Here is a 25,146-nt window from a genome sequence, read left to right as displayed (position 1 = left end):
CTTTTTCTTTATTTAATAAAAATTATTTTTTAAGCCAATTGTATACAAAATTACAATCTCTGTACTCTCCAATAATTTTGATATAAGTATCTTTTATTTTGTTATCAAACCATTTTGAAATGGTCGTGATCTGCTTTTCTTTCAATGCCAATTCTTTAATTTTAGTATAATCCTTAGCATAATCTGCAACGTGCTGCTCAATTCTATTGGTAACGGTAATTAATTTGTATGTTTTTTTACCTTTATCGTCTGTATTTAAAAGCGGTTGTGAAATTTCGTCGTCTTTCAAGTTAGAAACCTGGCTGTATAAAGTCGGATCCATTTTAGTCAATTCAAAACGGGTATCCTGAGTATTTGGATTTACCAGCGTTCCTCCGTTTGCTCTTGTTTCTTTCTCGTCTGATTCTGTTCTTGCAGCATCTGCAAAAGTAATCTCCTTATTAACAATCTTGTTTCTGATGTTTGCAATTCTTTCTTTCGCCTCTTTCAGCGCTGCTTCTGAAACCGTTGGAGCAATTAAAATATGGCGCAGTTCCACTTCCTGACCTTTAATTTTTTCAACCATTATAATATGGTATCCAAAAGTAGTTTTAAAAGGTTCTGAAATCTCTCCGGCTGCCAAACTAAAAGCAACATCTTTAAACTCTTTTACGAAAGGTGTTTTTCGGGTCATTTTATAAAAACCTCCCGTTGGTGATGATCCCGGATCCTGTGAATACAGTACTGCTTTTGTTGCGAAACTCGATCCTTCAAGCACATCTTTTCGAATAGCATTTAATCTGTCTTTTACCTTTTGCTCATCTTCTGCCGAAACTTTAGGCTCTACCACGATTTGTGCTACTTCCATCTCTGCTCCAAAAGTTGGTAATTCGTCTTTTGGTATCTTTTTAAAGAAATTACGAACTTCTTCCGGTGTAATTTCAACGGCGTCCACAATTTTCTTAGTCATTTCTGACGCTAATTTTTGCTCTTTTAAGATATCTGCAAAATAGGTTTTAAATTCTTCTACTGAGTTCTTTTTGTAATACGCTACAACTTTATTGATGTCACCCACCTGTTGTACCATATAATTCAATCGCTCGTCCATCATGCTTCTTACTTCGGCATCACTTACTACGATACTATCCTGAATCGCCTGATGCGCATACAGTTTATCTTCTAAAAGTTTCCCCAGCATTTGACATCTTGTAATGTCTTTTGTAGATCCTCCCTGTGCTGAAATTTCTAAAAATCCTTTATCAATATCTGAATCTAAAACAATATAATCTCCAACTGTAGCAATAATACCGTCAATTTTCAGCTTTTGCCCGGATGGTACGGTAAGAGCCGGTTTGCTAACTACTGTATCCTTAATAACTTCCTGAGCCGAAATAATTGAGTTGAAAAAAAATAAAAAACACATTGTCAACACGAATTTGAAATCAATTGTTTTTAGCGATAATTTTTTTAATAACATTATTTAAAATTTAATTTGAATGTAAAGGTCTTGCTTTAGAATTTCGTCTTAAACCGAACTTACTTTGAAATACTTCAAGGATATACTTCCGGAAACATTAAACAATTAAGATCTAGTTCATTTTGACTTATAACGAACAAAAATAACAATTCAATTACATAATACAACTATCAGCAATACTATTAACAAAAAATTATAGGGCTGATCTTCAATTTCAACTGAAACGGACTTCTTAGCGCAGTTAAATAGTGGCGACAAACGGCTACAACTTACGATTAAACCCTGAAACAATGCGCTTTAGAAATCGTCCTTATTAAATTCTAAAGTATTAAATACGGCTGTAATAAAAAAAGTTATCCATACTACAACGTTTTCGTGGGATAACTATTTTCCTGCAAATTCAAATGAAATCAAAAAACACATACTTTAGATACGTAATTACTAATTTAAAAGGGTATAAATTACGAATAACGCTTCTTTTCACCCCGATAGATTACAATTACAAACTTTATTAACCTATCTCAACCAATTATGAAAAAACCAATTCTACAACTTTACCTGCTTGCAGCGATGACTGCATTTTTAGGTTCCTGTTCACAAAATGAAACCATTGAAACAGAATCAAAAGCTCAAAGCGAGCAATTTGAAATTATTAACGTTACCCATCATGACGGAAGACCTTTTAGTACGGGCACTTCCAATTCGTCTTTAACCGGAAAGTATGTAGACAATCCGGGTGGCGGAGTTATGATGCAGGCTTTTTACTGGGATGTTCCGTCTGGTGGAACCTGGTGGAATACGGTAAGCGGCAAAGTAACCGCCTGGTCTAATGCAGGAATCGGGTCTATATGGCTGCCACCTGCTTCTAAGGCACAAAACGGCGCTTTCTCGATGGGATACGACCCTACAGATTATTTTGATTTTGGAGATTACAACCAAAATGGTTCTGTAGAAACCCGATTTGGTTCTAAAACCGAATTGGTGAACTTAATTACCGCTGCACACACAGAAAATGTAAAGGTATACGCCGATATTGTGATCAATCATAATAGTGGCGGGCAATCCGAAGCCAATCCTTTTACGGGAACGAATACATGGACTAATTTTAGCGGAGTGGCTTCCGGAAAGTTTACCCGTAATTATAACGACTTCTACAAAAACAGTTATGGTAATAATGACGAGGGTGCTTTTGGAGGTTTTCCTGATTTATGCCACGCCAACCCGCATGTACAGGACTGGCTTTGGCTGAGAGCTGACGGTGTGGGTAAATATTACAAAAACACGATGAAGTTTGACGGCTGGAGATTCGATTATGTAAAAGGTTTCGGTGCCTGGGTCGTAAATTCATGGAATGCGAATGTGGGCGGATTCTCGGTTGGAGAATTATGGGATTCGAATGTAAACGTGTTAAATGACTGGGCTAACAGCGCAAACAGTTCTGTTTTTGACTTTGCCTGTTATTACAAAATGAATGATGCTTTTGACGGAAACAATCTGGCATTACTGAATGATGATATGATGTGGAAAAGAAACCCTTACAAAGCCGTGACCTTTGTAACCAATCATGATACCGATGAAATCTGGAGCAAATTATTAGCGTATTCCTACATCCTGACTCATGAAGGATATCCGACTATTTTTTACCGCGATTATGAGGAATGGTTAGACAAAAGCAAACTAAACAATCTGATCTGGATTCACAACAATAAAGCAACGGGAACAACTTCTATTCTCTATTCTGACAATGATGAATATGTAGCAAGAAGAAACGGTTACAACGGAAATCCCGGATTGGTTGTTTACATCAACAATTCTGATACCTGGCAGGAAAGATGGATTCAAACCAACTGGGCCAGTACTCAAATTAAAGATTTCACCGGAAATTCAAGCTGGTATCCTACTACTCAGGCCGACAAATGGGTAAAAATACAATGTCCTCCAAAAGGATATTCTGTTTGGTCGGTTAATCAATAGCCTAAACTAAAAATAACTATTAAGGCTGTCTTAAAACAAGACAGCTTTTTTTTTACTGCATCCCGGAAGGGCATAATTTTGATAAAAAAAACACGCTGCACTTTTAAAAGAACCCTCTAGGGATAAGACATATCGCTCCTCCTGGAGCTTTTTTCTATCCTCGATACTGTTTCCTTTAAAGATTTTGCTCCGCTGGAGCAAACGACATCAAATCTAAATAAAATATCACACCCCATTTCATCTTCAAGAATCTTTTAAATTAAAAAAAAGAGGCTATTTTACTTTAAAATATCTTTTTAAAAGAAAGTCTTCCAAATTTAAGAACTGAATATTTTTATAAAGCTGTATTTAATAGTACTTTTGCAACCTATTTATACGAAATATGAGCTTTTTAAAAGAAATACAACGCAGAAGAACATTTGGAATTATATCGCATCCTGATGCCGGTAAAACAACTTTAACAGAGAAGTTATTGTTATTTGGAGGTGCTATTCAGGAAGCGGGAGCTGTAAAAAACAATAAAATTAAAAAAGGAGCAACGAGTGATTTCATGGAAATCGAACGCCAGAGAGGTATTTCGGTTTCAACATCTGTACTTGCTTTTAATTATAAAGACAAAAAAATCAATATCCTTGATACTCCGGGACACAAGGATTTTGCCGAAGATACTTTTAGAACTTTAACCGCTGTTGATAGCGTTATTGTTGTAATTGACGTTGCAAAAGGGGTCGAAGAACAAACAGAGAAATTAGTAGCTGTTTGTAGAATGCGTAACATCCCGATGATTGTTTTCATCAACAAATTAGACCGTGAAGGAAAAGATGCTTTTGACCTTATGGACGAAGTGGAACAAAAACTTGGTCTTACCGTTACGCCGCTAAGTTTCCCTATCGGAATGGGGTATGATTTTCAGGGAATTTATAATCTTTGGGAACAAAACATTAACCTTTTCAGCGGAGACAGCCGTAAAAACATCGAAGAGACGATTGCTTTCTCTGATGTTCAGAACAATCCGGAATTAGATAAAATTGTGGGTCAGAAAGCAGCTGAAAAACTTCGTGAAGAATTAGAATTGATCGACGAAGTTTATCCAAAATTTGATCGTCAGGATTATTTAGACGGTAAACTACAACCGGTATTTTTTGGTTCGGCTTTGAATAATTTTGGGGTTCGCGAATTGCTAGATTGTTTTGTTACAATCGCTCCATCTCCAAGACCAAAAGATTCTGAAACCCGTTTGGTTGATCCGGCAGAGGAAAAAATGACTGGTTTTGTGTTTAAAATCCACGCCAATATGGATCCGAAACACAGAGACCGTCTGGCCTTTATTAAAATTGTTTCGGGAACTTTTGAAAGAAACAAGCCTTATTACCACGTTCGTCAAAAGAAAAATTTAAAATTCTCGAGTCCAAATGCGTTTTTCGCTGAGAAAAAAGAAATTGTAGATATTTCGTATCCTGGGGACATCGTTGGTTTGCACGATACAGGAAATTTTAAAATTGGTGATACCTTAACCGAAGGAGAAATAATGAGTTTCAAAGGAATCCCAAGTTTCTCTCCGGAACATTTCAGATACATCAACAACGCCGATCCTATGAAAGCTAAGCAATTAGAAAAAGGAGTTGATCAGTTGATGGACGAAGGAGTAGCACAGTTGTTTACTCTGGAAATGAACAATCGTAAGGTTATCGGAACTGTTGGAGCACTTCAATATGAGGTAATTCAGTATCGTTTAGAGCACGAATACGGTGCAAAATGTACCTATGAAAACTTCCCGGTTCACAAAGCATGCTGGGTTAAACCGGATGATGCCAAGAATGATGAATTTAAAGAATTCAAGCGTATCAAACAAAAATTCCTTGCTCATGATAAATACGGTCAGTTGGTATTCCTTGCCGATTCTGACTTTACGATTCAAATGACACAAAGTAAATACCCAAGTGTGAAGTTGTTCTTCACCTCAGAATTTGACTAAGAAATTTCAAAATATCCCATAAAAAAAGCGCTAATTTTAAATTAGCGCTTTTTTTTTAATTTGAATTAATCGAACCTTAATTAGTTAATATATTCCAATAATTAATAATCTTTTATTTAGGAGGTGGCAATCTAGGACAATCCATGCAAAACAAAAAATTTTGTCGACGAAAACAAAAATAAATCCGTTGAACTACACTTTCTGTTTGTTTGGATCTCCAACTGTATCTCATTTTCTAAATTTATACCCATCTGTTTTCTAACAACGGTAAAAGCTGTCAAAATTTTCATTTTTTTCCATAAAAAAAGCCCCATTGCTGGGGCTTTTAAAATTTATGCTTGTCCCGCAGGACCAAAATTAAGCGGTATTGGAGCTTGTTCCGTCTCTTTGATTTCGCCATGAGCGACTTCAAAACGATGAATATTTTCACCAATTGCTTTTAATAATCTTTTAGCATGTTGTGGCGTCAAGACAATTCTTGACTTTACTTTGGCTTTAGGAATACCAGGCATAATACTCACAAAATCTAAAACAAATTCTGAGGATGAGTGGTTGATAATCGCAAGATTGGAATAAATTCCTTCTGCGATAGTTTCGTCTAACTCAATATTAATCTGTTCTTGTTGTTGGTTCGGATTACTCATAGTTTCCTAAATTAATAAATATATTCTTCTTTATTAGCCATCATTTCATTGTAATCGTCTTTAGATCCTACGATAGTGTTATCGTATTCTCTCATACCAGTTCCCGCAGGAATTCTGTGTCCAACAATTACATTTTCTTTCAATCCTTCTAAATCATCTACTTTACCAGCTACAGCAGCTTCGTTAAGTACTTTTGTTGTTTCCTGGAAGGAAGCAGCAGAGATGAATGATTTAGTTTGTAGCGAAGCTCTTGTAATACCTTGTAAAACTGGTGTTGCAGTTGCAGTAATTACATCTCTGGCTACAACCAGATTTTTATCATTTCGTTTTAGCAATGAGTTCTCATCACGTAAATCACGAGGTGTAATAATCTGACCTGGTTTTAGTACAGCAGAGTCTCCGGCATCTTCAACTACTTTCATACCGTATAATTTATCGTTTTGAACGATGAAATCTTTGGTGTGAATCAATTGATCTTCCAGGAATAATGTATCTCCCGGATCCTGAACTCTTACTTTACGCATCATTTGACGAATAACTACCTCAAAGTGCTTGTCATTAATTTTTACCCCTTGTAAACGGTATACCTCTTGAATTTCATTTACCAAGTACTGTTGAACAGCAGCCGGTCCTTGAATTCTTAAAATATCATCCGGTGTAATTGCACCGTCAGACAATGGTACTCCTGCTCTTACAAAGTCATTTTCCTGTACTAAGATTTGGCTTGAAAGTTTAACTAAATACTTTTTAATTTCACCAAATTTAGATTCGATAACGATCTCACGGTTACCTCTTTTGATTTTTCCAAAAGAAACAACACCATCAATTTCAGATACAACTGCAGGGTTTGAAGGGTTACGAGCCTCAAGCAACTCGGTAATTCTTGGTAAACCTCCTGTAATATCTCCCGCTTTAGAAGAACGACGTGGAATTTTAACCAATACTTTACCTGCTTTAATTTTCTCACCGTTTTCAACCATTAAGTGTGCACCTACTGGTAAGTTGTAAGAACGAATCAATTCACCTTCTTTACCGTAAACCAATAAAGTTGGGATTAATTTTTTGTTTCTTGCCTCAGAAATTACTTTTTCCTGGAATCCTGTTTGCTCATCGATTTCAACCATGTATGATTGTCCTTGCTCTAAATCTTCGTAAGCAATCTTACCTGTAAATTCAGAAACAATTACACCATTATATGGATCCCACTTACAGATCACAGATCCTTTAGTAACTACTTCACCATCCTTAACAAAGATACTAGATCCGTAAGGAATGTTGTGTGTATTTAAAACGATTCCAGTTTTCTCGTCAACTAATTTTAATTCTGTTGAACGTGATACTACGATATCAACCGCATTACCTTCACTGTCCTCACCTTTAACTGTTTTTAAATCTTCAATCTCAAGTCTACCGTTGAATCTTGTAACAATACTAGATTCTTCAGAAATACCTCCAGCAACCCCTCCAACGTGGAACGTACGAAGTGTTAACTGTGTACCTGGCTCTCCAATAGACTGAGCTGCAATAACTCCGACAGCTTCACCTCTTTGTGTCATTTTTCCGGTAGCTAAGTTTCTACCGTAACATTTAGCACAAATACCTTTTAAAGCCTCACAAGTTAATGGAGATCTAACTTCTACTCTTTCAATCGGAGAAGCTTCGATAACTCTCATGATTGCTTCAGTAATTTGTTGTCCGGATTGAACCAGAACTTCATTCGTAAGAGGATTAATAACATCTTGCAATGCAACACGTCCTAAAATTCTTTCTCCTAAAGATTCAACAATTTCCTCATTTTTCTTCAATGCAGAAACTTCAACACCTCTTAAAGTACCACAGTCTTCGATGTTTACAATAACATCCTGAGATACGTCATGAAGCCTTCTTGTTAAGTAACCAGCATCGGCCGTTTTAAGAGCCGTATCCGCAAGACCTTTACGAGCACCGTGAGTAGAAATAAAGTACTCAAGAATCGAAAGACCTTCCTTAAAGTTAGAAAGAATCGGGTTTTCAATAATCTCACCACCACCGGCAGTAGATTTTTTAGGCTTAGCCATCAAACCACGCATACCTGTTAACTGACGAATCTGCTCCTTAGAACCCCTCGCCCCAGAGTCAAGCATCATATATACAGAGTTGAAACCTTGTTGGTCTTCTCTAATATTTTTCATTGCTAATTCTGTTAACTGAGCATTCGCAGAAGTCCATACGTCAATAACCTGGTTGTAACGCTCGTTATTGGTAATAAGACCCATGTTATAGTTAGTTGAGATACCTTCAACTTGTTCTCTGGCATCTGCAATTAACTTAGTTTTTTGTTCCGGGATTCTAATATCACCAAGAGAGAATGATAAACCTCCTCTAAATGCGAATTTATAACCCATATCTTTCATATTGTCCAAGAAAGCTGCCGTTGTAGGTACATCAGTCACACTTAAAATGTGTCCGATAATATCTCTAAGGTTTTTCTTAGTCAATACGTCATTGATATATCCGGCTGCTTCAGGTACTACTTCGTTAAATAATACACGTCCCGCAGTTGTTTGAATAATCTGGTACACTAATTCTCCAGCCTCATTAAAATCTTTTGCTCTAATTTTCACACGAGCATTCAATTCTAATCTTCCTTCGTTTAATGCAATGTTTACTTCTTCAGCAGAATAGAAAGTCAAATCCTGACCTAAAATAATGTGATCTTCTGTAGAAATACGCTCTTTGGTCATATAGTATAGACCCAAAACCATGTCCTGAGAAGGTACCGTAATTGGAGCACCATTTGCAGGGTTAAGGATATTGTGAGAAGCCAACATTAATAATTGTGCCTCTAAAATAGCCTCTGGTCCTAAAGGTAAGTGAACCGCCATCTGATCCCCATCGAAATCGGCGTTGAATGCCGTACATACTAATGGGTGTAACTGAATCGCTTTTCCTTCAATTAATTTTGGCTGGAAAGCCTGAATACCAAGTCTGTGCAAAGTAGGAGCACGGTTCAGTAATACTGGGTGTCCTTTAATTACGTTTTCAAGAATATCCCAAACTACCGGCTCTTTTTTGTCTATGATTTTCTTAGCAGATTTTACTGTTTTTACAATACCTCTCTCAATCAATTTACGGATAACGAAAGGTTTGTATAATTCAGATGCCATATCTTTTGGCAATCCACATTCGAATAATTTTAACTCAGGACCAACAACAATTACCGAACGAGCAGAATAATCCACACGTTTTCCAAGTAAGTTTTGACGGAAACGTCCTTGCTTACCTTTTAAGGAATCAGATAATGATTTTAATGGTCTGTTAGATTCTGTTTTAACAGCAGAAGCTTTACGCGTGTTGTCAAATAATGAATCTACAGATTCCTGTAACATACGTTTTTCGTTTCTTAAGATTACTTCAGGAGCTTTAATCTCCATTAATCTTTTCAAACGGTTGTTACGGATGATTACACGACGGTATAAGTCGTTCAAATCTGAAGTTGCAAAACGACCTCCATCAAGTGGCACAAGCGGACGTAATTCTGGTGGAATAACAGGAACCACTTTCATAATCATCCATTCAGGACGGTTTTCGCGGTTTAAGTTAGACTCACGGAAAGACTCAACAACTTGTAATCTTTTTAAAGCTTCCGTTTTACGTTGCTTAGAAGTTTCGTTGTTAGCGCTGTGTCTTAATTCATAAGATAAAGCATCTAAGTCGATACGAGCTAATAAATCCATAATACACTCTGCTCCCATTTTGGCAACAAATTTATTTGGATCTAAATCATCTAAATATTGGTTTTCCTGTGGAAGAGTATCTAAAATGTTCAAATATTCTTCTTCAGTTAAGAAATCTAATCTTTGTAGTGATTCTCCATCTGCATTTTTAGCAATACCAGCCTGGATTACTACGTATCTTTCGTAGTAAATGATCATATCTAATTTCTTAGATGGAAGACCAAGGATATAACCAATTTTGTTTGGAAGAGAACGGAAATACCAGATGTGAGCGATAGGCACAACAAGGTTGATGTGTCCTACTCTGTCACGACGTACTTTTTTCTCAGTAACTTCAACACCACAACGGTCACAGATGATACCTTTGTAACGAATTCTTTTATATTTTCCACAAGCACACTCAAAATCCTTAACAGGTCCGAAGATTCTTTCGCAGAAAAGTCCATCACGCTCTGGCTTGTGAGTTCTGTAGTTAATTGTTTCCGGCTTTAAAACCTCTCCTCTTGATTCTTTCAGGATAGATTCTGGTGAAGCCAATCCAATAGAAATTTTGTTAAATCTTTTTACTGGATTCTTATCTTTATTGTTTCTATTATTCATCATAGTTTTTACTATTGATTTACTGCTGTTTAAAAATTGATTTTAGATTTCATAATCTCCATCTTTTAAAAGTTACCTTCAAAAGAGTTAAATCATCGCGCTTACCTCGGTTTACTTCTCTAAACCTCAAACTTAAATTTGAAGTGCTAGTTATAAAATGCCTTGCATTGTTATAAAAAATCGGAACGGGTTACGGGTATAAATCTTAAAAACTTTAATACTATTAGTAACAGTGAACAGTCTCAGTTTTCAGTGTAAACTGAATGCTGAGACTGTAACTGAAAACTTTTATTATTCTTCCAAACGAAGATCTAAACCTAGACCTTTCAATTCGTGCATTAATACATTGAATGATTCTGGTAAACCTGGTTCTGGCATAGTTTCTCCCTTAACGATAGCTTCGTAAGTTTTAGCTCTACCAATAACGTCATCAGATTTAACCGTTAAGATTTCACGTAGCGTACTTGATGCTCCATAAGCCTCAAGTGCCCAAACCTCCATCTCTCCAAAACGCTGACCTCCAAATTGAGCCTTACCTCCAAGTGGTTGTTGCGTAATCAATGAGTATGGTCCGATAGAACGTGCGTGCATCTTATCATCAACCATGTGTCCTAATTTAAGCATGTAAATTACACCCACAGTTGCTTTTTGTGCAAAACGCTCACCAGTTCCACCATCATAAAGATAGGTATGTCCAAAACGTGGTACGTTAGCCTCATCAGTCAAAGCGTTGATCTGGTCAAGAGAAGCACCGTCAAAAATTGGAGTAGCAAATTTTCTACCCAAGTTCATACCAGCCCATCCAAGAACCGTCTCATAAATCTGACCAATGTTCATACGTGAAGGTACCCCAAGTGGATTCAATACGATATCTACCGGTGTTCCGTCTTCAAGGAAAGGCATATCTTCATGACGAACGATTCTAGCAACAATACCTTTGTTACCGTGACGTCCTGCCATTTTATCCCCTACTTTCAGTTTACGTTTTTTAGCGATATAAATTTTCGCTAATTTCAAGATTCCAGATGGTAATTCATCTCCAACTGTAATAGTGAATTTTTCTCTTCTTAAAGATCCTTGTAAGTCGTTTAGCTTAATTTTATAGTTATGAATTAAATCATTCACCATTTTATTAGTAGCGTCATCAGCAACCCATTGACCTTTGCTTAAGTGAGCAAAATCTTCCACTGCGTAAAGCATTTTTTGAGTATATTTTTTACCTTTTGGTAAAACTTCTTCACCCAAATCATTCATTACACCCTGAGATGTTTTTCCGTTAACGATCAGGAATAATTTCTCTACCAATCTGTCTTTTAATTCAACAAATTTAGTTTCAAACTCCATTTCTAAAGCGCCTAAAGCATCTTTATCCTGAGTACGTTTACGTTTATCTTTTACGGCTCTTGCAAATAATTTTTTGTCAAGAACTACACCGTGTAAAGATGGAGAAGCTTTTAATGAAGCATCTTTTACATCACCTGCTTTATCCCCGAAGATTGCACGAAGCAATTTCTCTTCCGGAGTAGGATCTGATTCTCCTTTTGGTGTAATTTTTCCAATCAAAATGTCGCCAGGTTTAACCTCTGCTCCAATTCTGATCATACCGTTTTCATCTAAATCTTTAGTAGCTTCTTCAGAAACGTTAGGAATATCGTTTGTTAACTCTTCGTTTCCTAACTTCGTATCTCTAACCTCTAATGAATAATCATCAACGTGGATAGAAGTAAAAATATCATCACGAACTACTTTTTCAGAAATTACAATTGCATCCTCGAAGTTGTACCCTTTCCATGGCATGAACGCAACTTTTAAGTTTCTACCTAAAGCTAATTCTCCATTTTGAGTAGCATAACCTTCTGACAATACTTGTCCAGGAATAACTCTGTCACCTTTTCTTACGATTGGTTTCAGGTTAATACTTGTTCCCTGATTGGTTTTTCTAAATTTAATGAGGTTGTATGTTTTCTCATCAGCATCAAAACTAACCATTCTCTCGTCTTCTGTACGATCGTATTTGATAGTAATGATATTTGCATCAACATATTCAACAGTTCCATGCCCTTCAGCATTGATTAATACTCTTGAATCTGAAGCTACCTGACGCTCTAAACCTGTACCTACAATTGGTGCTTCCGGACGGATCAAAGGAACCGCCTGACGCATCATGTTTGATCCCATCAACGCACGGTTCGCATCATCATGCTCCAAGAAAGGAATCAATGACGCAGAAATCGATGCAATCTGATTAGGCGCAACGTCTGTATAATGAACTACAGATGGCTCAACAACCGGGAAGTCACCCTCCTCACGAGCAATAACATTGCTAGCTGTAATTTTACCAGTTTCATCCATTTCAATGTTTGCCTGAGCAATCATTTTACCTTCTTCTTCTTCAGCACTTAAGTAAATTGGAGTACTTTCTAAATCAACTACACCATTAGTTACTTTACGGTAAGGTGTTTCGATGAAACCCATTCCGTTTACTTTTGCATAAACACCAAGAGATGAAATCAAACCAATGTTTGGTCCCTCTGGAGTTTCAATCGGACATAAACGACCATAGTGTGTATAGTGAACGTCACGAACCTCGAAACCAGCTCTCTCTCTCGAAAGTCCACCTGGTCCAAGTGCAGAAAGTCTTCTTTTGTGTGTAATCTCCGCTAATGGATTCGTTTGATCCATAAATTGAGACAACTGGTTCGTACCAAAGAAAGAGTTGATAACTGATGATAATGTTTTAGCATTAATCAAATCAATTGGTGTAAACACCTCGTTATCTCTAACGTTCATTCTCTCACGAATAGTTCTCGCCATACGTGCCAAACCAACACCGAATTGTTGAGACAATTGTTCTCCAACTGTTCTAACACGACGGTTTGATAAGTGATCAATATCATCAATCTCTGCTTTAGAGTTAATCAATTCGATCAAATATTTTACGATTGTAATGATATCTTCTTTGGTAAGCACTTGCTTGTCCATAGGGATATCTAAATCTAATTTTTTGTTCATTCTGTAACGACCAACTTCACCTAAGTTATAACGTTGATCAGAGAAGAACAATTTATCTATAATACCACGAGCAGTTTCTTCATCAGGCGGTTCTGCATTACGCAATTGTCTGTAGATATGCTCAACAGCTTCTTTTTCAGAGTTTGTTGGATCTTTTTGTAACGTGTTGTGGATAATAGCATAATCTGCCTGGTTATTATCCTCTTTGTGTAACAAAATAGATTTAACGTTAGAATCGATGATTTCTTCAACATTATCTTTGTCGATAATTGTATCACGATCAAGGATGATTTCGTTACGTTCGATAGAAACTACCTCTCCGGTATCTTCATCTACGAAATCCTCATGCCATGTGTTTAGTACACGTGCAGCAAGTCTTCTTCCGATATACTTTTTAATACCTGTTTTAGAAACTTTAATTTCCTCTGCTAAGTCAAAAATTTCAAGGATGTCCTTATCTCTTTCAAACCCGATTGCACGGAATAAAGTAGTAACTGGTAATTTTTTCTTTCTATCGATATAGGCGTACATAACGCTGTTAATATCTGTAGAAAATTCTATCCAGGATCCTTTAAAAGGAATTACTCTGGCAGAATAAAGTTTTGTTCCATTTGCGTGGAATGATTGTCCAAAGAAAACCCCAGGAGAACGGTGTAGCTGAGATACTACTACACGCTCGGCACCATTGATTACAAAAGTACCACTTGGAGTCATATAAGGTATTGTTCCAAGATAAACATCCTGTACAATAGTTTCAAAATCTTCGTGTTCTGGATCTGTACAGTATAGTTTCAACCTAGCTTTTAAAGGCACACTATAAGTAAGACCTCTCTCTATACATTCTTGAATTGTATAACGTGGTGGATCAACAAAATAATCTAGGAATTCCAATACAAAGTTGTTTCTTGTATCTGTGATTGGAAAGTTTTCCATGAAGGTGTTGTACAACCCTTCGTTGCCTCTTTCGTCAGATTTAGTTTCTAGTTGAAAAAAATCTTTAAAAGATTTAACCTGAACATCTAGAAAATCCGGATAGTCAGGAATATTTTTTGTAGAGGCAAAATTCAATCTTTCAGTCTGATTTGTTATCATCAATGGACAAAATTTTGATTAAAAAAAAGTAATTTTTTTGTGTAAAAACACACTGTTTAATCTATACTTTCTTATTATAATCAATACATCTTTAAAAATAAACCTTAAAGTTGGTTTAATTTTTTTTCTTCGTACTGATCAAAAACTTTTTCGTATTTTAAACTATTTGATAATAAAACTTGATATATTTTATTATACGAAAAATGGTTTAGACCCTTGGATGATTCCACCCAAGGTCTAAACCTAGTTCTAAACTGTGTTTTGTTATTTTAACTCAACAACAGCTCCAGCTTCTTCTAATGATTTTTTAAGACCTTCAGCCTCTTCTTTAGAAACACCTTCTTTAACGTTACTTGGAGCACCGTCAACTACATCTTTAGCTTCTTTAAGACCTAAACCTGTAAGTTCTTTTACTAATTTTACAACTGCTAATTTAGAAGCACCAGCTTCTTTTAATACAACTGTAAATTCAGTTTGTGCTTCTTCAGCAGCACCTTCTCCACCACCAGCAGCAACTACTACAGCTGCAGCAGCAGGCTCGATACCATACTCGTCTTTTAATATTGTTGCTAATTCGTTAACTTCTTTAACTGTTAAGTTAACTAATTGTTCTGCGAATTGTTTCAAATCTGCCATTTTTTCTATCGTTTAAAATGATTTGTAAAATTATATTTTGTTTATTGTGCGCTATTTAAGCAGCAAGGAAAACAAGTTCCTCACTATAATTATTAAGCCTCAGCTTCTTCTTCGCTACCAGCGAATTTGTTTTGTAAAGCTGAAATAATTCTTTGAGCTGGAGATTGTAACAATCCGATAAGCTCTCCAAGAAGTTCTTCTTTAGACTTAATAGTTGCTAATGCCTCTAATTGGTTATCTCCAATGTATACTTCAGAATTGATGTAAGCACCTTTTAAAACTGGTTTATCAGATTTCTTACGGAAATCTTTGATAATTTTTCCAGGAGCATTAGCTACATCAGAAATGAAGATAGCACTATTACCAGTTAAAACTGTAGGTAAATCACCATAATCATTAGCAGAAGCTTCCATTGCTTTTGCAAGCAAAGTGTTCTTTACAACTTCTAATTTGATACCTGCTTTAAAACAAGCTCTTCTTAAGTTTGAAGTTGTTTCTGCGTTTAAACCAGAAATATCAGATACATAAATGATATTTGTACCAGCTAACTGCGCAGTTAAATTTTCAATCGCGATTGATTTTTCTTCTCTAGTCATACTAAAAATTTTTAACTACCAATTATACTGCTTTTGGGTCTAATGCAATAGCAGGACTCATAGTGCTTGTAAGGTGAATACCTTTAATGTAGGTACCTTTAGCAGCAGTTGGTTTAAGTTTTATTAATGTTTGAATAATTTCGTGTGCGTTGTCAACAATTTGCTCAGCTCCAAAAGAAACTTTACCAATTCCTGCGTGAACGATACCAGTTTTATCAACTTTAAAGTCAATTTTACCAGCTTTAACCTCTGCAACAGCTTTTGCAACATCCATAGTTACAGTACCTGTTTTAGGGTTTGGCATTAAACCTCTAGGTCCTAAAATACGACCTAATGGACCTAATTTACCCATAACTGCTGGCATAGTGATGATCACATCAACATCTGTCCAACCGTCTTTAATTTTTTGTAAATAGTCATCAAGACCAACATAGTCTGCACCAGCTTCTTTAGCTTCCGCTTCTTTATCTGGAGTAACTAATGCTAATACTTTAACATCTTTACCTGTTCCGTGAGGTAATGTAACTACACCTCTAACCATTTGATTCGCTTTTCTTGGATCTACACCCAAACGAACTGCGATATCAACAGACTCATCAAATTTTGCAGAAGCAACTACTTTTAATAATGCCGCAGCATCTTTAAGAGAATATAGTTTGTTCTTTTCAATTTTTGAAGCAGCCTCTTTTTGCTTTTTTGTTAATTTTGCCATGTCTTTTTCTTAATTAAAAAGGAGCATCTCCTGATACGGTTATACCCATAGATCTAGCTGTTCCAGCAACCATACTCATTGCTTTTTCTACTGTAAAAGCGTTTAAGTCAGGCATTTTGTCTTCAGCAATTGCTCTAATTTGTTCCCAAGTAACACTAGCTACTTTTTTACGATTAGGCTCACCAGAACCAGATTTTAGCTTTGCAGCTTCCATTAACTGAACCGCTGCTGGAGGAGTCTTAACGACAAAATCAAATGATTTGTCTTTATACACAGTGATTTGCACTGGGCATATTTTGCCAGGTTTATCCTGAGTTCTAGCATTAAATTGCTTACAGAACTCCATGATGTTTACCCCAGCAGCTCCTAAAGCAGGTCCAACCGGTGGCGACGGGTTCGCAGCACCTCCCTTAACTTGTAGTTTAACTACCTTACTAATTTCTTTAGCCATTTTTAAAAAATTTAACACTGCAATCAATGGAAGCGATTACAATGGATATTATATATGTAACAAAAAATTATACTTTTTCAACTTGCATAAAGCTCAATTCTAATGGTGTTTTTCTTCCGAAAATCTTAACCATTACTTCAAGTTTACGCTTTTCTTCATTGATTTTTTCAACCGAACCGTTAAATCCGTTGAAAGGACCATCGATCACTTTAACCGTTTCACCAAGGCTGAAAGGAATAGAACGAGTATCTGTATTTACAGCCAGCTCATCTACTTTACCTAACATTCTATTTACTTCAGAAAGTCTCAAAGGAACAGGTTCTCCACCTTTGATCTCACCTAAAAATCCAATTACACTAGTAATAGACTTAATAATATGAGGTATCTCACCAACCAAATTGGCTTCGATCATAACATATCCAGGGAAATAAACTTTATCCTTAGACATTTTCTTTCCTTCTTTTACAGTAACTACTTTTTCTGTAGGTACCAAAACTTGGGAAACATAATCGCCCATACCTAATCTGGCAATCTCGGTTTCGATGTAAGCTTTGACTTTGTTTTCCTGTCCGCTTACAGCTCTAACCACGTACCATTTTTTCACATTATTATCTGCCATCACAAAAAAATTATCCTTTTAACCAGTTAAAAAATCCAGCCAAAGCTTTTGCAAAAAATTCGTCTACTCCCCATGTTGCCAAAGCGAATAAGATCGAAAATACAGCCACAACAATTGTCAATTTTTGAACCTCAGCCCAAGCAGGCCAAGTAACATTTGACTTTAACTCTTCGAAAGCCTCTGATAAATAATTAGTAACTTTTGTCATTTGATATATTTTTTATTGCACGGGCGGAGGGATTCGAACCCCCATCAACGGTTTTGGAGACCGCTATTCTACCCTTGAACTACGCCCGTAATTAAAAGCCAGTGACTTCAGTTAAGAAAATCAACTGGCTTTTTTATAATTTTTATAGGATTATCCTACGATTTCAGTCACCTGACCTGCTCCTACAGTTCTACCACCTTCACGGATAGCGAAACGTAAACCTACGCTCATTGCGATTGGGCTTAATAAAGAAACATTGATAGTCAAGTTATCTCCTGGCATTACCATCTCTACTCCTTCTGGTAAAGTAATAACTCCTGTTACGTCAGTTGTACGTACGTAGAACTGTGGACGGTAGTTATTGTGGAATGGAGTGTGACGCCCACCTTCTTCTTTTTTCAAGATATACACCTCAGCTTTGAAAGTAGCGTGTGGTTTTACTGATCCTGGCTTAATGATAACCATTCCTCTTTTGATAGATTCTTTATCAATACCTCTTAACAATAAACCTACGTTATCTCCAGCTTCACCTCTATCAAGGATTTTACGGAACATCTCAACTCCTGTAATAGTAGAAGTTAATTTATCAGCTCCCATACCAATGATTTCAACTGGATCTCCTGTATTAGCAATACCTGTTTCGATACGACCTGTAGCAACAGTTCCACGACCAGTAATTGTAAATACGTCTTCAACCGGCATCAAGAATGGTTTTGCTACGTCACGCACTGGCTCTTCGATCCAAGCATCAACAGCTTCCATTAATTCAATGATTTTTGGTACCCAAGCAGGATCATTATTCAATCCTCCTAAAGCAGAACCTTGAACTACAGGACCATTATCTCCATCATATTCGTAGAAAGATAATAAATCTCTAATTTCCATCTCAACAAGCTCTAACAACTCAGCATCATCAACCATATCCACTTTGTTCATGAAAACAACGATTCTTGGAATACCAACCTGACGACCTAAAAGGATGTGCTCACGAGTTTGTGGCATTGGACCATCTGTAGCAGCAACTACTAAGATAGCTCCGTCCATTTGAGCTGCTCCAGTAACCATGTTCTTTACGTAATCCGCGTGACCTGGACAGTCAACGTGAGCGTAGTGACGGTTAGCTGTTTCATACTCTACGTGTGATGTATTAATAGTAATACCTCTTTCTTTCTCCTCTGGAGCGTTATCGATTTGATCAAACGATTTTGCTTGACAGTAACCAGCATCAGACAATACTTTTGTAATTGCTGCAGTTAATGTAGTTTTTCCGTGATCCACGTGTCCAATTGTACCTATGTTTAAGTGCGGTTTGGAACGATTAAAATTCTCCTTTGCCATTTTACTTAATTTTTAATCTTAGTTATATATTAATTTTCAATTTCCTACTTACTTGAGCCAACTACGGGAATTGAACCCGTGACCTCTTCCTTACCAAGGAAGCACTCTACCCCTGAGCTAAGTCGGCAGAGAGTTCTGACTTTTGAATTTAATTTTCAAGCTAAACACCTGAAAATCATAGCTCAAAATCTTAACTACTTCTTTATTTGTGGGGAGAGCAGGATTCGAACCTGCGAAGTTCACACAGCAGATTTACAGTCTGCCCTCGTTGGCCGCTTGAGTATCTCCCCGAATAACGTATGATTTCAGATTTGTGATTTTAGATCTAACTCCAGAATCTCTTCCTTAATCATAATTACTTTTTTTCAATAATTTTAAAGAACAATTTCAAATCGCATTTGAAATATTTTTGAGCCGATAGAGGGACTCGAACCCACGACCTGCTGATTACAAATCAGCTGCTCTAGCCAGCTGAGCTACATCGGCAATTGCATTAAAAAAGTCCGCTATTTCTAACGGACTGCAAATGTAGCCATTTTATCTTTTAATCAAAACATTTTTTGAAAAAAATTTCAATTATATATGTGCTCTTATTTTTTCTTTCCTTTTTACAAGTAACCTCTCTAGTGATTCAGCCGAAAGTTCGACCGCCTCTTCGAATGTTTTACACTGCTTTTTAACCAAAAAATCATCCCCCGGTACATTAATCTTAATCTCTACTGCTTTATTCTCCTTGTCACTTGTTCTCTCTACTTTTAAGAAAACATCCGCCGAAACAACACGATCATAATATTTTTCCAATTTATCCATTCTCTCCTGAATAAAATCTACCAATTTTCTGTCAACAGCAAAGTTAACTGCATGAACATCTACCTTCATAATACAAATTTTAGGGTTAAACATTTCAGAATTACTGTTTGTTTCTCGGATGCGCATTTGTATATACTTTTTTAAGTTCCGCTAAACTATTATGAGTATAGACTTGTGTAGACGCCAAACTCGAATGCCCCAATAATTCCTTAACTGAATTTAAATCTGCTCCGTTATTTAATAAGTGTGTCGCAAAAGTATGCCGAAGCACATGCGGACTCTTTTTTACCTTTTCAGAGACTTTACTAAAGTAAGAATTTATTAATCGATACACAAAAGATTCACTCAATTTTAACCCTTTGCCCGAAATAAAAAAATAATCCTCATCAACTATCTTTTCAATCAATGCTCTTTCCCTTAAATACAAATTCAACTGCTCTGCAATTATTGGCAATATCGGAATAACACGTTCCTTATTTCGCTTCCCTAAAACCTTAAGCACCCCCGAAGACAGATCAACATTATATTTCATCAAATGAATCAACTCCGCTCTTCGCATTCCTGTAGCATAAAAAAGATCTACAATAAGTCTGTCACGGATTTCTTCGAACCCGCAAGGATTACCAACCTCCAACATCAAATCCGTTAGTTCTTTTTCAGAAAAAGGTATCTGAATAATTTTAGGCGTCTTTAATGCTTTATGCTTTAGCATCGGACTCACTTCAATTTGCTTTGTTTTTAAAAGAAATTCATAAAACGACTTCAAAGATGCCATTTTTCGATTGACCGAAACATTAGAAACTCCTCCATCCACCAAAGAAACAATCCAACTCCTAATCTGACCGTAACTCACCTGCTCGATTGCATCCTGATCAAAAGCAGTCTGATTAAACTCCTCAAAAGACGAGATGTCGTTCAGATAAGCCACAACAGTATGTGCCGAATACTTTTTCTCCAGCTCCAAATACTCACGAAACGCCTCTTTATTTGATTTCATAAAAACACAAGACTACAACACTATTACAACTGCAAAAACCAGACATAAAACAGTAAATTTTAAACACAAAAAAAACCGTTAGCATCAAAGTTATAATTTTTTGATGACTAACGGTAATTATTTTTGAAAAGCTACTACTAACTCTCTAAACTGTCTCTCAAGTTTTGGATGTAAGCCGCTTTTTGAATTTGAGCTCTTTTGATTACAGAAGGCTTAATAAAAGCAGTACGTGCTCTTAATTGACGAACAGTTCCTGTTTTATCAAATTTTCTTTTATAGCGCTTTAATGCTCTATCGATATTTTCTCCGTCTTTAATTGGTATAATTAACATAATATTGACACCTCCTCTCGTTAAGGCTGCAAAAGTATATATTAATTATGAATTACGAGCCATAAAATGTGATTTTTTTTTAATGTGAGATGTAAGATGTGAAATGTAGCATGTATACTGTGTTAATTAATAACCCATATCTCGCATTTTACTTTTCACAATTCACATTTCACAAAATCTACTCTTTAAGTAAGTTTCTCGAAATAACCACTTTTTGAATTTCAGTTGTTCCTTCTCCGATCGTACACAATTTAGAATCTCTGTAAAACTTCTCTACCGGAAAATCTTTGGTATACCCATAACCTCCGTGAATCTGAACGGCCTCATTGGCGATCTTCACACACGCTTCTGAAGCAAACATCTTGGCCATAGCCCCAAGTGTGGTAACCGGTTTATGCTGTTGTTTTAAGAAAGCAGCTTTATGCAGTAGCAATTCCGACGCCTCAATTTCAGTAGCCATATCCGCCAATTTGAAAGAGATTCCCTGAAAATTACTAATCGGCTGACCAAATTGGTATCTTTCTTTTGAATATTTCAAAGCGGCTTCATAAGCACCTTTTGCAATTCCTAAAGATAAGGCTCCAATTGAAATTCGCCCTCCATCTAATATTTTCATGGCCTGAACAAACCCCTGTCCTACTTCTCCTAGTCTGTTTGCATCCGGAACACGGCAGCTATCAAAAACCAATTCTGCCGTTTCACTGGCACGCATTCCTAGTTTATTTTCTTTCTTTCCTGAACTAAATCCTTTCATTCCTTTCTCAAAAACAAAAGCCGTCATTCCTTTTGAATCTCCTTTTTCACCAGTACGAACAATTACTACGGCAATATCACCTGAAATAGCATGCGTGATGAAGTTCTTAGCTCCATTTACAATCCATTCGTCACCGTCTTTAACAGCTGTAGTGTTCATTCCTCCTGCATCCGATCCGGTATTGTGCTCTGTTAATCCCCACGCTCCAATATATTCGGCTGTGGCTAATTTTGGCAACCATTTTTTCTTTTGTTCTTCGTTTCCAAAAGTCAAAATATGGTTGGTGCATAATGAATTATGAGCCGCAACCGATAAACCAATTGAAGGATCAACTTTTGCAATTTCTTCTACAACGGTAATATATTCGTGGTATCCTAAACCGGAACCTCCGTATTCTTCGGGAACCAAAACTCCCATATACCCCATTTCTCCCAGTTGTTTAAACAGGGAAACCGGAAAAACCTGAGATTCATCCCATTCCATCACATTGGGTCTGATATTTTTCTCCGCAAATTCTTTTATTGACTGCGCAATCATCAACTGCGTTTCGTTATATTCAAAGTTCATTGTAATTCTGTTTTTTTTTAGAACTCCAAATATAAACTAATTATTTTTGCTTTTTCAATAGGAAAATCTTTAATTTTTGATAAATCCTCAATATTATTAATTTTTCCATTCATGCTTCGATACGTTACAATTTCTTTAGCCAACGCATATCTGAAATACGGAAACTTTGCCAATTCTTTCAAAGACGCATCATTTACAGCTATTCTTTTAAAAGAAGAAGGTATTACAGCTTTATAATACAAACTTAGTTCATTGACAACTTCAGGCGAAAGACCCCACACCTCATTCATTTGCTCCATCGAAACAAAACATCCCAAAACCTCTCGTTGTTTTAATATCCTTAAAGATAAAGCATCACCAATACCATAGAGCCGAACAAGATCTTCCCGGGTTGCCGTATTGATATCCTGAACTATAATTTTTTCTTTTTTAGAAACAAATTCCTGCACAAACTCTTTTCTTTCGATTTTAGGCTTTGCTTTACTTCCAACCCAATCGGGAAATTTAAACAAAGGAGAGATGACACGTAGTAACGAATCTGAAATTTTTGTGACAGCCTGAAATTCTATTGCTGAGTTCACATATCTGTTCGCTTTTCTAAAAGCCAGCAATCGATCAATCTCCTGAACTGACATCCCAAGTTTATAGCCTTTATAATCGGTAATGAAATTTGGATTAAAAAGATACACCTTTCTTTGCTCACCGGATTTTAAATGTTTTAAAGAATCGATTTCGGACTGCAACGAGATCCATTGTTTTTCTTCGGGAAAGATTTTATCCGCCGGGCTAAAGTCAACAAAAAAATAAACGGTCTGCAAAATCACTATAATTACAAAAAGCAAAAAAATTCCTTTCCGCTGCTCTTTTGTAAACCTAAAATAGACTGCAAAATCTTTTAAACTCATTTTATTCGAACTTTTTCTTTCTTAAATAGTGCACTAAAATAGAGAAAAACCGTTGATTTAGTAAGAAAATTAACAAGAATTATACAATTCAAGAAATTACACTTTTCATTATTTATGCCCAATTAATTTAATGAATCTCAGTATTTAAAGATCAATCAGCGAGGGTTTTGTCAAAATATTTAATATTTTACAACTAAAAACGAGATAATTGTTTTTAGTTTTTACAAAAAACGATACATTTGGAGCTTAGTAACAAATAAACCAATAAAATAGTATGTCAATTTGGAGAGTTAAACCGATATCAGCCTTTGAGGCCGATATGAAAAAAAGTGATTTAAAAAGAGTTCTAGGAAAATGGAGCCTTACAGCCATTGGTGTTGGTGCCATTATTGGTGGAGGAATTTTTGTACTTACAGGTACTGGAGCATATTACCATGCAGGTCCAGCGTTAGCTGTTTCTTTCATCATTGCGGGGATTGCCTGCGTTTTTGCAGCTCTTTGTTATTCTGAGTTTGCCTCTATTTTACCTGTTGAAGGTTCTGCTTATGCTTATGCATATGGAACAATTGGAGAAATTTTTGCCTGGATTATCGGTTGGGGACTTATTCTTGAATACGCAATGGGATCGATGACCGTCGCCGTCTCCTGGTCCGGATATTTCAACAAACTGCTCAAAATGTTTCATATCCATTTACCTGAATGGCTAACAACAGATCCTGCCAGTTACACCGGAGAAGGCTTTTCTATGAACTTACCGGCTTTTTTAATTGTTATTTTGGTTATTTCCATACTTATTAAAGGAACAAAAAGCGCCGCAAAAGCAAACAATTTTATTGTTATCCTAAAAGTTTCTGCTGTAATATTTGTAATTATTGCCGGTCTTTTCTTTATTAATACGGCTAACTGGACTCCATTTATTCCAGCAGCTACTCAAATTATTGAAAAAGAAACTACTCACAACGCATACGGAATTGGAGGAATTGTATCCGGAGCCGCTGCTATTTTCTTTGCTTACGTTGGTTTCGATGCTGTTTCTACTCAGGCAGGAGAAGCGGTTAACCCTAAAAAGGATGTTCCGTTTGCTATTATTGCTTCCCTATTAATTTGTACTACTTTATATATACTTGTTTCTTTAGTACTGACAGGTATGATGAATTATAAAGATTTTAACCCGCTAGGAAAATATCCAGATGCTATTAAAGCTCCTGTGGCTTATGCATTTGATATTGCCGGACAAGGATGGGCTGGTCTTATCATTACTATTGCTGCAACGATAGGTCTTGTTTCAGTATTAATGGTTATGATTATGGGACAATCAAGAATTTTCCTTGGTATGTCTAAAGACGGATTAATTCCTGCTGTATTCTCTAAAGTAAATCCACTTTCTGGAACTCCAAAAACCAACTTAATCATATTAGGTGGTATTATTGCTACAGTTGCTGCTTTTACACCTATCAATAAATTAGCTGATATGACCAGTTTTGGTACTTTGTTTGCCTTTACAATGGTCTGTATCGCAGTTTGGATTTTAAGAGTAAAACAACCTGGATTAACAAGAACTTTTAAAGTTCCTGCACTTCCTATTATTGCTGTTTTAGGTATAGCGATCAACACTTATTTAATGATCAATTTAAGCCACGATGCTCAATTTCTTTCACTAGGATGGTTAGCTGTTGGTATTCTGGTTTATTTTGGATACAGTAAAAAAAGATCAAGACTTAACAACAGTACCGAAAACGAATAAACATCGTT

At 36.3% G+C, this 25,146-nt stretch carries 19 protein-coding genes and 4 tRNA genes; 3 read left to right on the top strand and 20 right to left on the bottom strand.

The annotated features are described in order from the left end of the window. Positions 1-22: 22 nt before the first annotated feature. Positions 23-1,456 (bottom strand): peptidylprolyl isomerase, encoded by a 1,434-nt coding sequence (locus tag OLM61_RS12625; RefSeq protein ID WP_264523013.1) that lies wholly within the window; start codon positions 1,454-1,456, stop codon positions 23-25. Positions 1,457-1,987: 531 nt separating this feature from the next. Here OLM61_RS12625 and OLM61_RS12620 point away from each other — a divergent pair. Then, positions 1,988-3,430 (top strand): alpha-amylase, encoded by a 1,443-nt coding sequence (locus OLM61_RS12620; protein ID WP_264523012.1) that lies wholly within the window; start codon positions 1,988-1,990, stop codon positions 3,428-3,430. Between the two features lie 382 nt (positions 3,431-3,812). Next, positions 3,813-5,405, top strand: a complete 1,593-nt coding sequence (locus tag OLM61_RS12615) for a peptide chain release factor 3 (protein WP_264523011.1) — start codon at positions 3,813-3,815, stop codon at positions 5,403-5,405. 332 nt (positions 5,406-5,737) lie between these two features. Here the strand turns inward: OLM61_RS12615 and OLM61_RS12610 are convergent, their stop codons facing one another. From OLM61_RS12610 to OLM61_RS12520, 19 genes are all read right to left on the bottom strand, one after another. Then, positions 5,738-6,049 carry a DUF3467 domain-containing protein gene (locus tag OLM61_RS12610; protein WP_017496730.1) on the bottom strand — a complete coding sequence of 104 codons (312 nt, stop codon included), beginning with the start codon at positions 6,047-6,049 and terminating at the stop codon, positions 5,738-5,740. A gap of 11 nt (positions 6,050-6,060) precedes the next feature. Continuing rightward, positions 6,061-10,368, bottom strand: a complete 4,308-nt coding sequence (gene rpoC, locus OLM61_RS12605) for a DNA-directed RNA polymerase subunit beta' (protein ID WP_264523010.1) — start codon at positions 10,366-10,368, stop codon at positions 6,061-6,063. A 288-nt stretch (positions 10,369-10,656) separates the two neighbouring features. Next, positions 10,657-14,469, bottom strand: a complete 3,813-nt coding sequence (rpoB, locus tag OLM61_RS12600; protein ID WP_264523009.1) for a DNA-directed RNA polymerase subunit beta — start codon at positions 14,467-14,469, stop codon at positions 10,657-10,659. Positions 14,470-14,733: 264 nt separating this feature from the next. Next, entirely contained in the window at positions 14,734-15,105 is a 372-nt protein-coding gene (rplL, locus tag OLM61_RS12595) for a 50S ribosomal protein L7/L12 (protein WP_007807437.1), read from the bottom strand. A gap of 92 nt (positions 15,106-15,197) precedes the next feature. Beyond that, positions 15,198-15,701, bottom strand: coding sequence for a 50S ribosomal protein L10 (rplJ, locus tag OLM61_RS12590; protein WP_029273446.1), 504 nt, complete (start codon positions 15,699-15,701; stop codon positions 15,198-15,200). Between the two features lie 22 nt (positions 15,702-15,723). After that, positions 15,724-16,413, bottom strand: coding sequence for a 50S ribosomal protein L1 (gene rplA, locus OLM61_RS12585; RefSeq protein WP_017496725.1), 690 nt, complete (start codon positions 16,411-16,413; stop codon positions 15,724-15,726). Positions 16,414-16,426: 13 nt separating this feature from the next. After that, positions 16,427-16,864, bottom strand: a complete 438-nt coding sequence (gene rplK, locus OLM61_RS12580) for a 50S ribosomal protein L11 (protein ID WP_026713295.1) — start codon at positions 16,862-16,864, stop codon at positions 16,427-16,429. A gap of 67 nt (positions 16,865-16,931) precedes the next feature. After that, positions 16,932-17,483 (bottom strand): transcription termination/antitermination protein NusG, encoded by a 552-nt coding sequence (nusG, locus tag OLM61_RS12575; RefSeq protein WP_173964703.1) that lies wholly within the window; start codon positions 17,481-17,483, stop codon positions 16,932-16,934. Between the two features lie 10 nt (positions 17,484-17,493). Continuing rightward, entirely contained in the window at positions 17,494-17,691 is a 198-nt protein-coding gene (secE, locus tag OLM61_RS12570) for a preprotein translocase subunit SecE (RefSeq protein ID WP_008466927.1), read from the bottom strand. Between the two features lie 18 nt (positions 17,692-17,709). After that, a tRNA-Trp gene (locus tag OLM61_RS12565) sits at positions 17,710-17,780 on the bottom strand. Between the two features lie 61 nt (positions 17,781-17,841). Then, complete coding sequence (gene tuf / locus OLM61_RS12560; protein ID WP_007807448.1) at positions 17,842-19,029, bottom strand: elongation factor Tu; 1,188 nt, start codon at positions 19,027-19,029, stop codon at positions 17,842-17,844. A gap of 55 nt (positions 19,030-19,084) precedes the next feature. Further along, positions 19,085-19,156, bottom strand: a tRNA-Thr gene (locus tag OLM61_RS12555). Between the two features lie 82 nt (positions 19,157-19,238). Further along, a tRNA-Tyr gene (locus OLM61_RS12550) sits at positions 19,239-19,319 on the bottom strand. Between the two features lie 122 nt (positions 19,320-19,441). After that, positions 19,442-19,515, bottom strand: a tRNA-Thr gene (locus tag OLM61_RS12545). Positions 19,516-19,605: 90 nt separating this feature from the next. After that, the gene (gene hpf / locus OLM61_RS12540) at positions 19,606-19,908 is read right to left on the bottom strand and encodes a ribosome hibernation-promoting factor, HPF/YfiA family (RefSeq protein ID WP_264523008.1); all 303 of its coding nucleotides are present in this window, start codon (positions 19,906-19,908) and stop codon (positions 19,606-19,608) included. A 31-nt stretch (positions 19,909-19,939) separates the two neighbouring features. Next, entirely contained in the window at positions 19,940-20,836 is an 897-nt protein-coding gene (locus tag OLM61_RS12535; protein ID WP_264523007.1) for a tyrosine-type recombinase/integrase, read from the bottom strand. A 137-nt stretch (positions 20,837-20,973) separates the two neighbouring features. Continuing rightward, on the bottom strand, positions 20,974-21,168 hold the full coding sequence (gene rpsU, locus OLM61_RS12530) for a 30S ribosomal protein S21 (protein WP_035684969.1): 195 nt from the start codon (positions 21,166-21,168) through the stop codon (positions 20,974-20,976). Positions 21,169-21,346: 178 nt separating this feature from the next. After that, the gene (locus OLM61_RS12525; protein ID WP_264523006.1) at positions 21,347-22,489 is read right to left on the bottom strand and encodes an acyl-CoA dehydrogenase family protein; all 1,143 of its coding nucleotides are present in this window, start codon (positions 22,487-22,489) and stop codon (positions 21,347-21,349) included. Positions 22,490-22,506: 17 nt separating this feature from the next. Continuing rightward, positions 22,507-23,394, bottom strand: coding sequence for a ComEA family DNA-binding protein (locus OLM61_RS12520; protein ID WP_264523005.1), 888 nt, complete (start codon positions 23,392-23,394; stop codon positions 22,507-22,509). Between the two features lie 274 nt (positions 23,395-23,668). Here OLM61_RS12520 and OLM61_RS12515 point away from each other — a divergent pair, with 274 nt between their 5' ends. Beyond that, the gene (locus OLM61_RS12515; RefSeq protein WP_264523004.1) at positions 23,669-25,138 is read left to right on the top strand and encodes an APC family permease; all 1,470 of its coding nucleotides are present in this window, start codon (positions 23,669-23,671) and stop codon (positions 25,136-25,138) included. The last annotated feature ends 8 nt before the right edge of the window (positions 25,139-25,146 follow it).

The sequence above is a fragment of the Flavobacterium sp. N502536 genome (assembly GCF_025947345.1).
Lineage (GTDB): Bacteria > Bacteroidota > Bacteroidia > Flavobacteriales > Flavobacteriaceae > Flavobacterium.
This window is presented reverse-complemented; position numbering and strand designations above follow the sequence as displayed.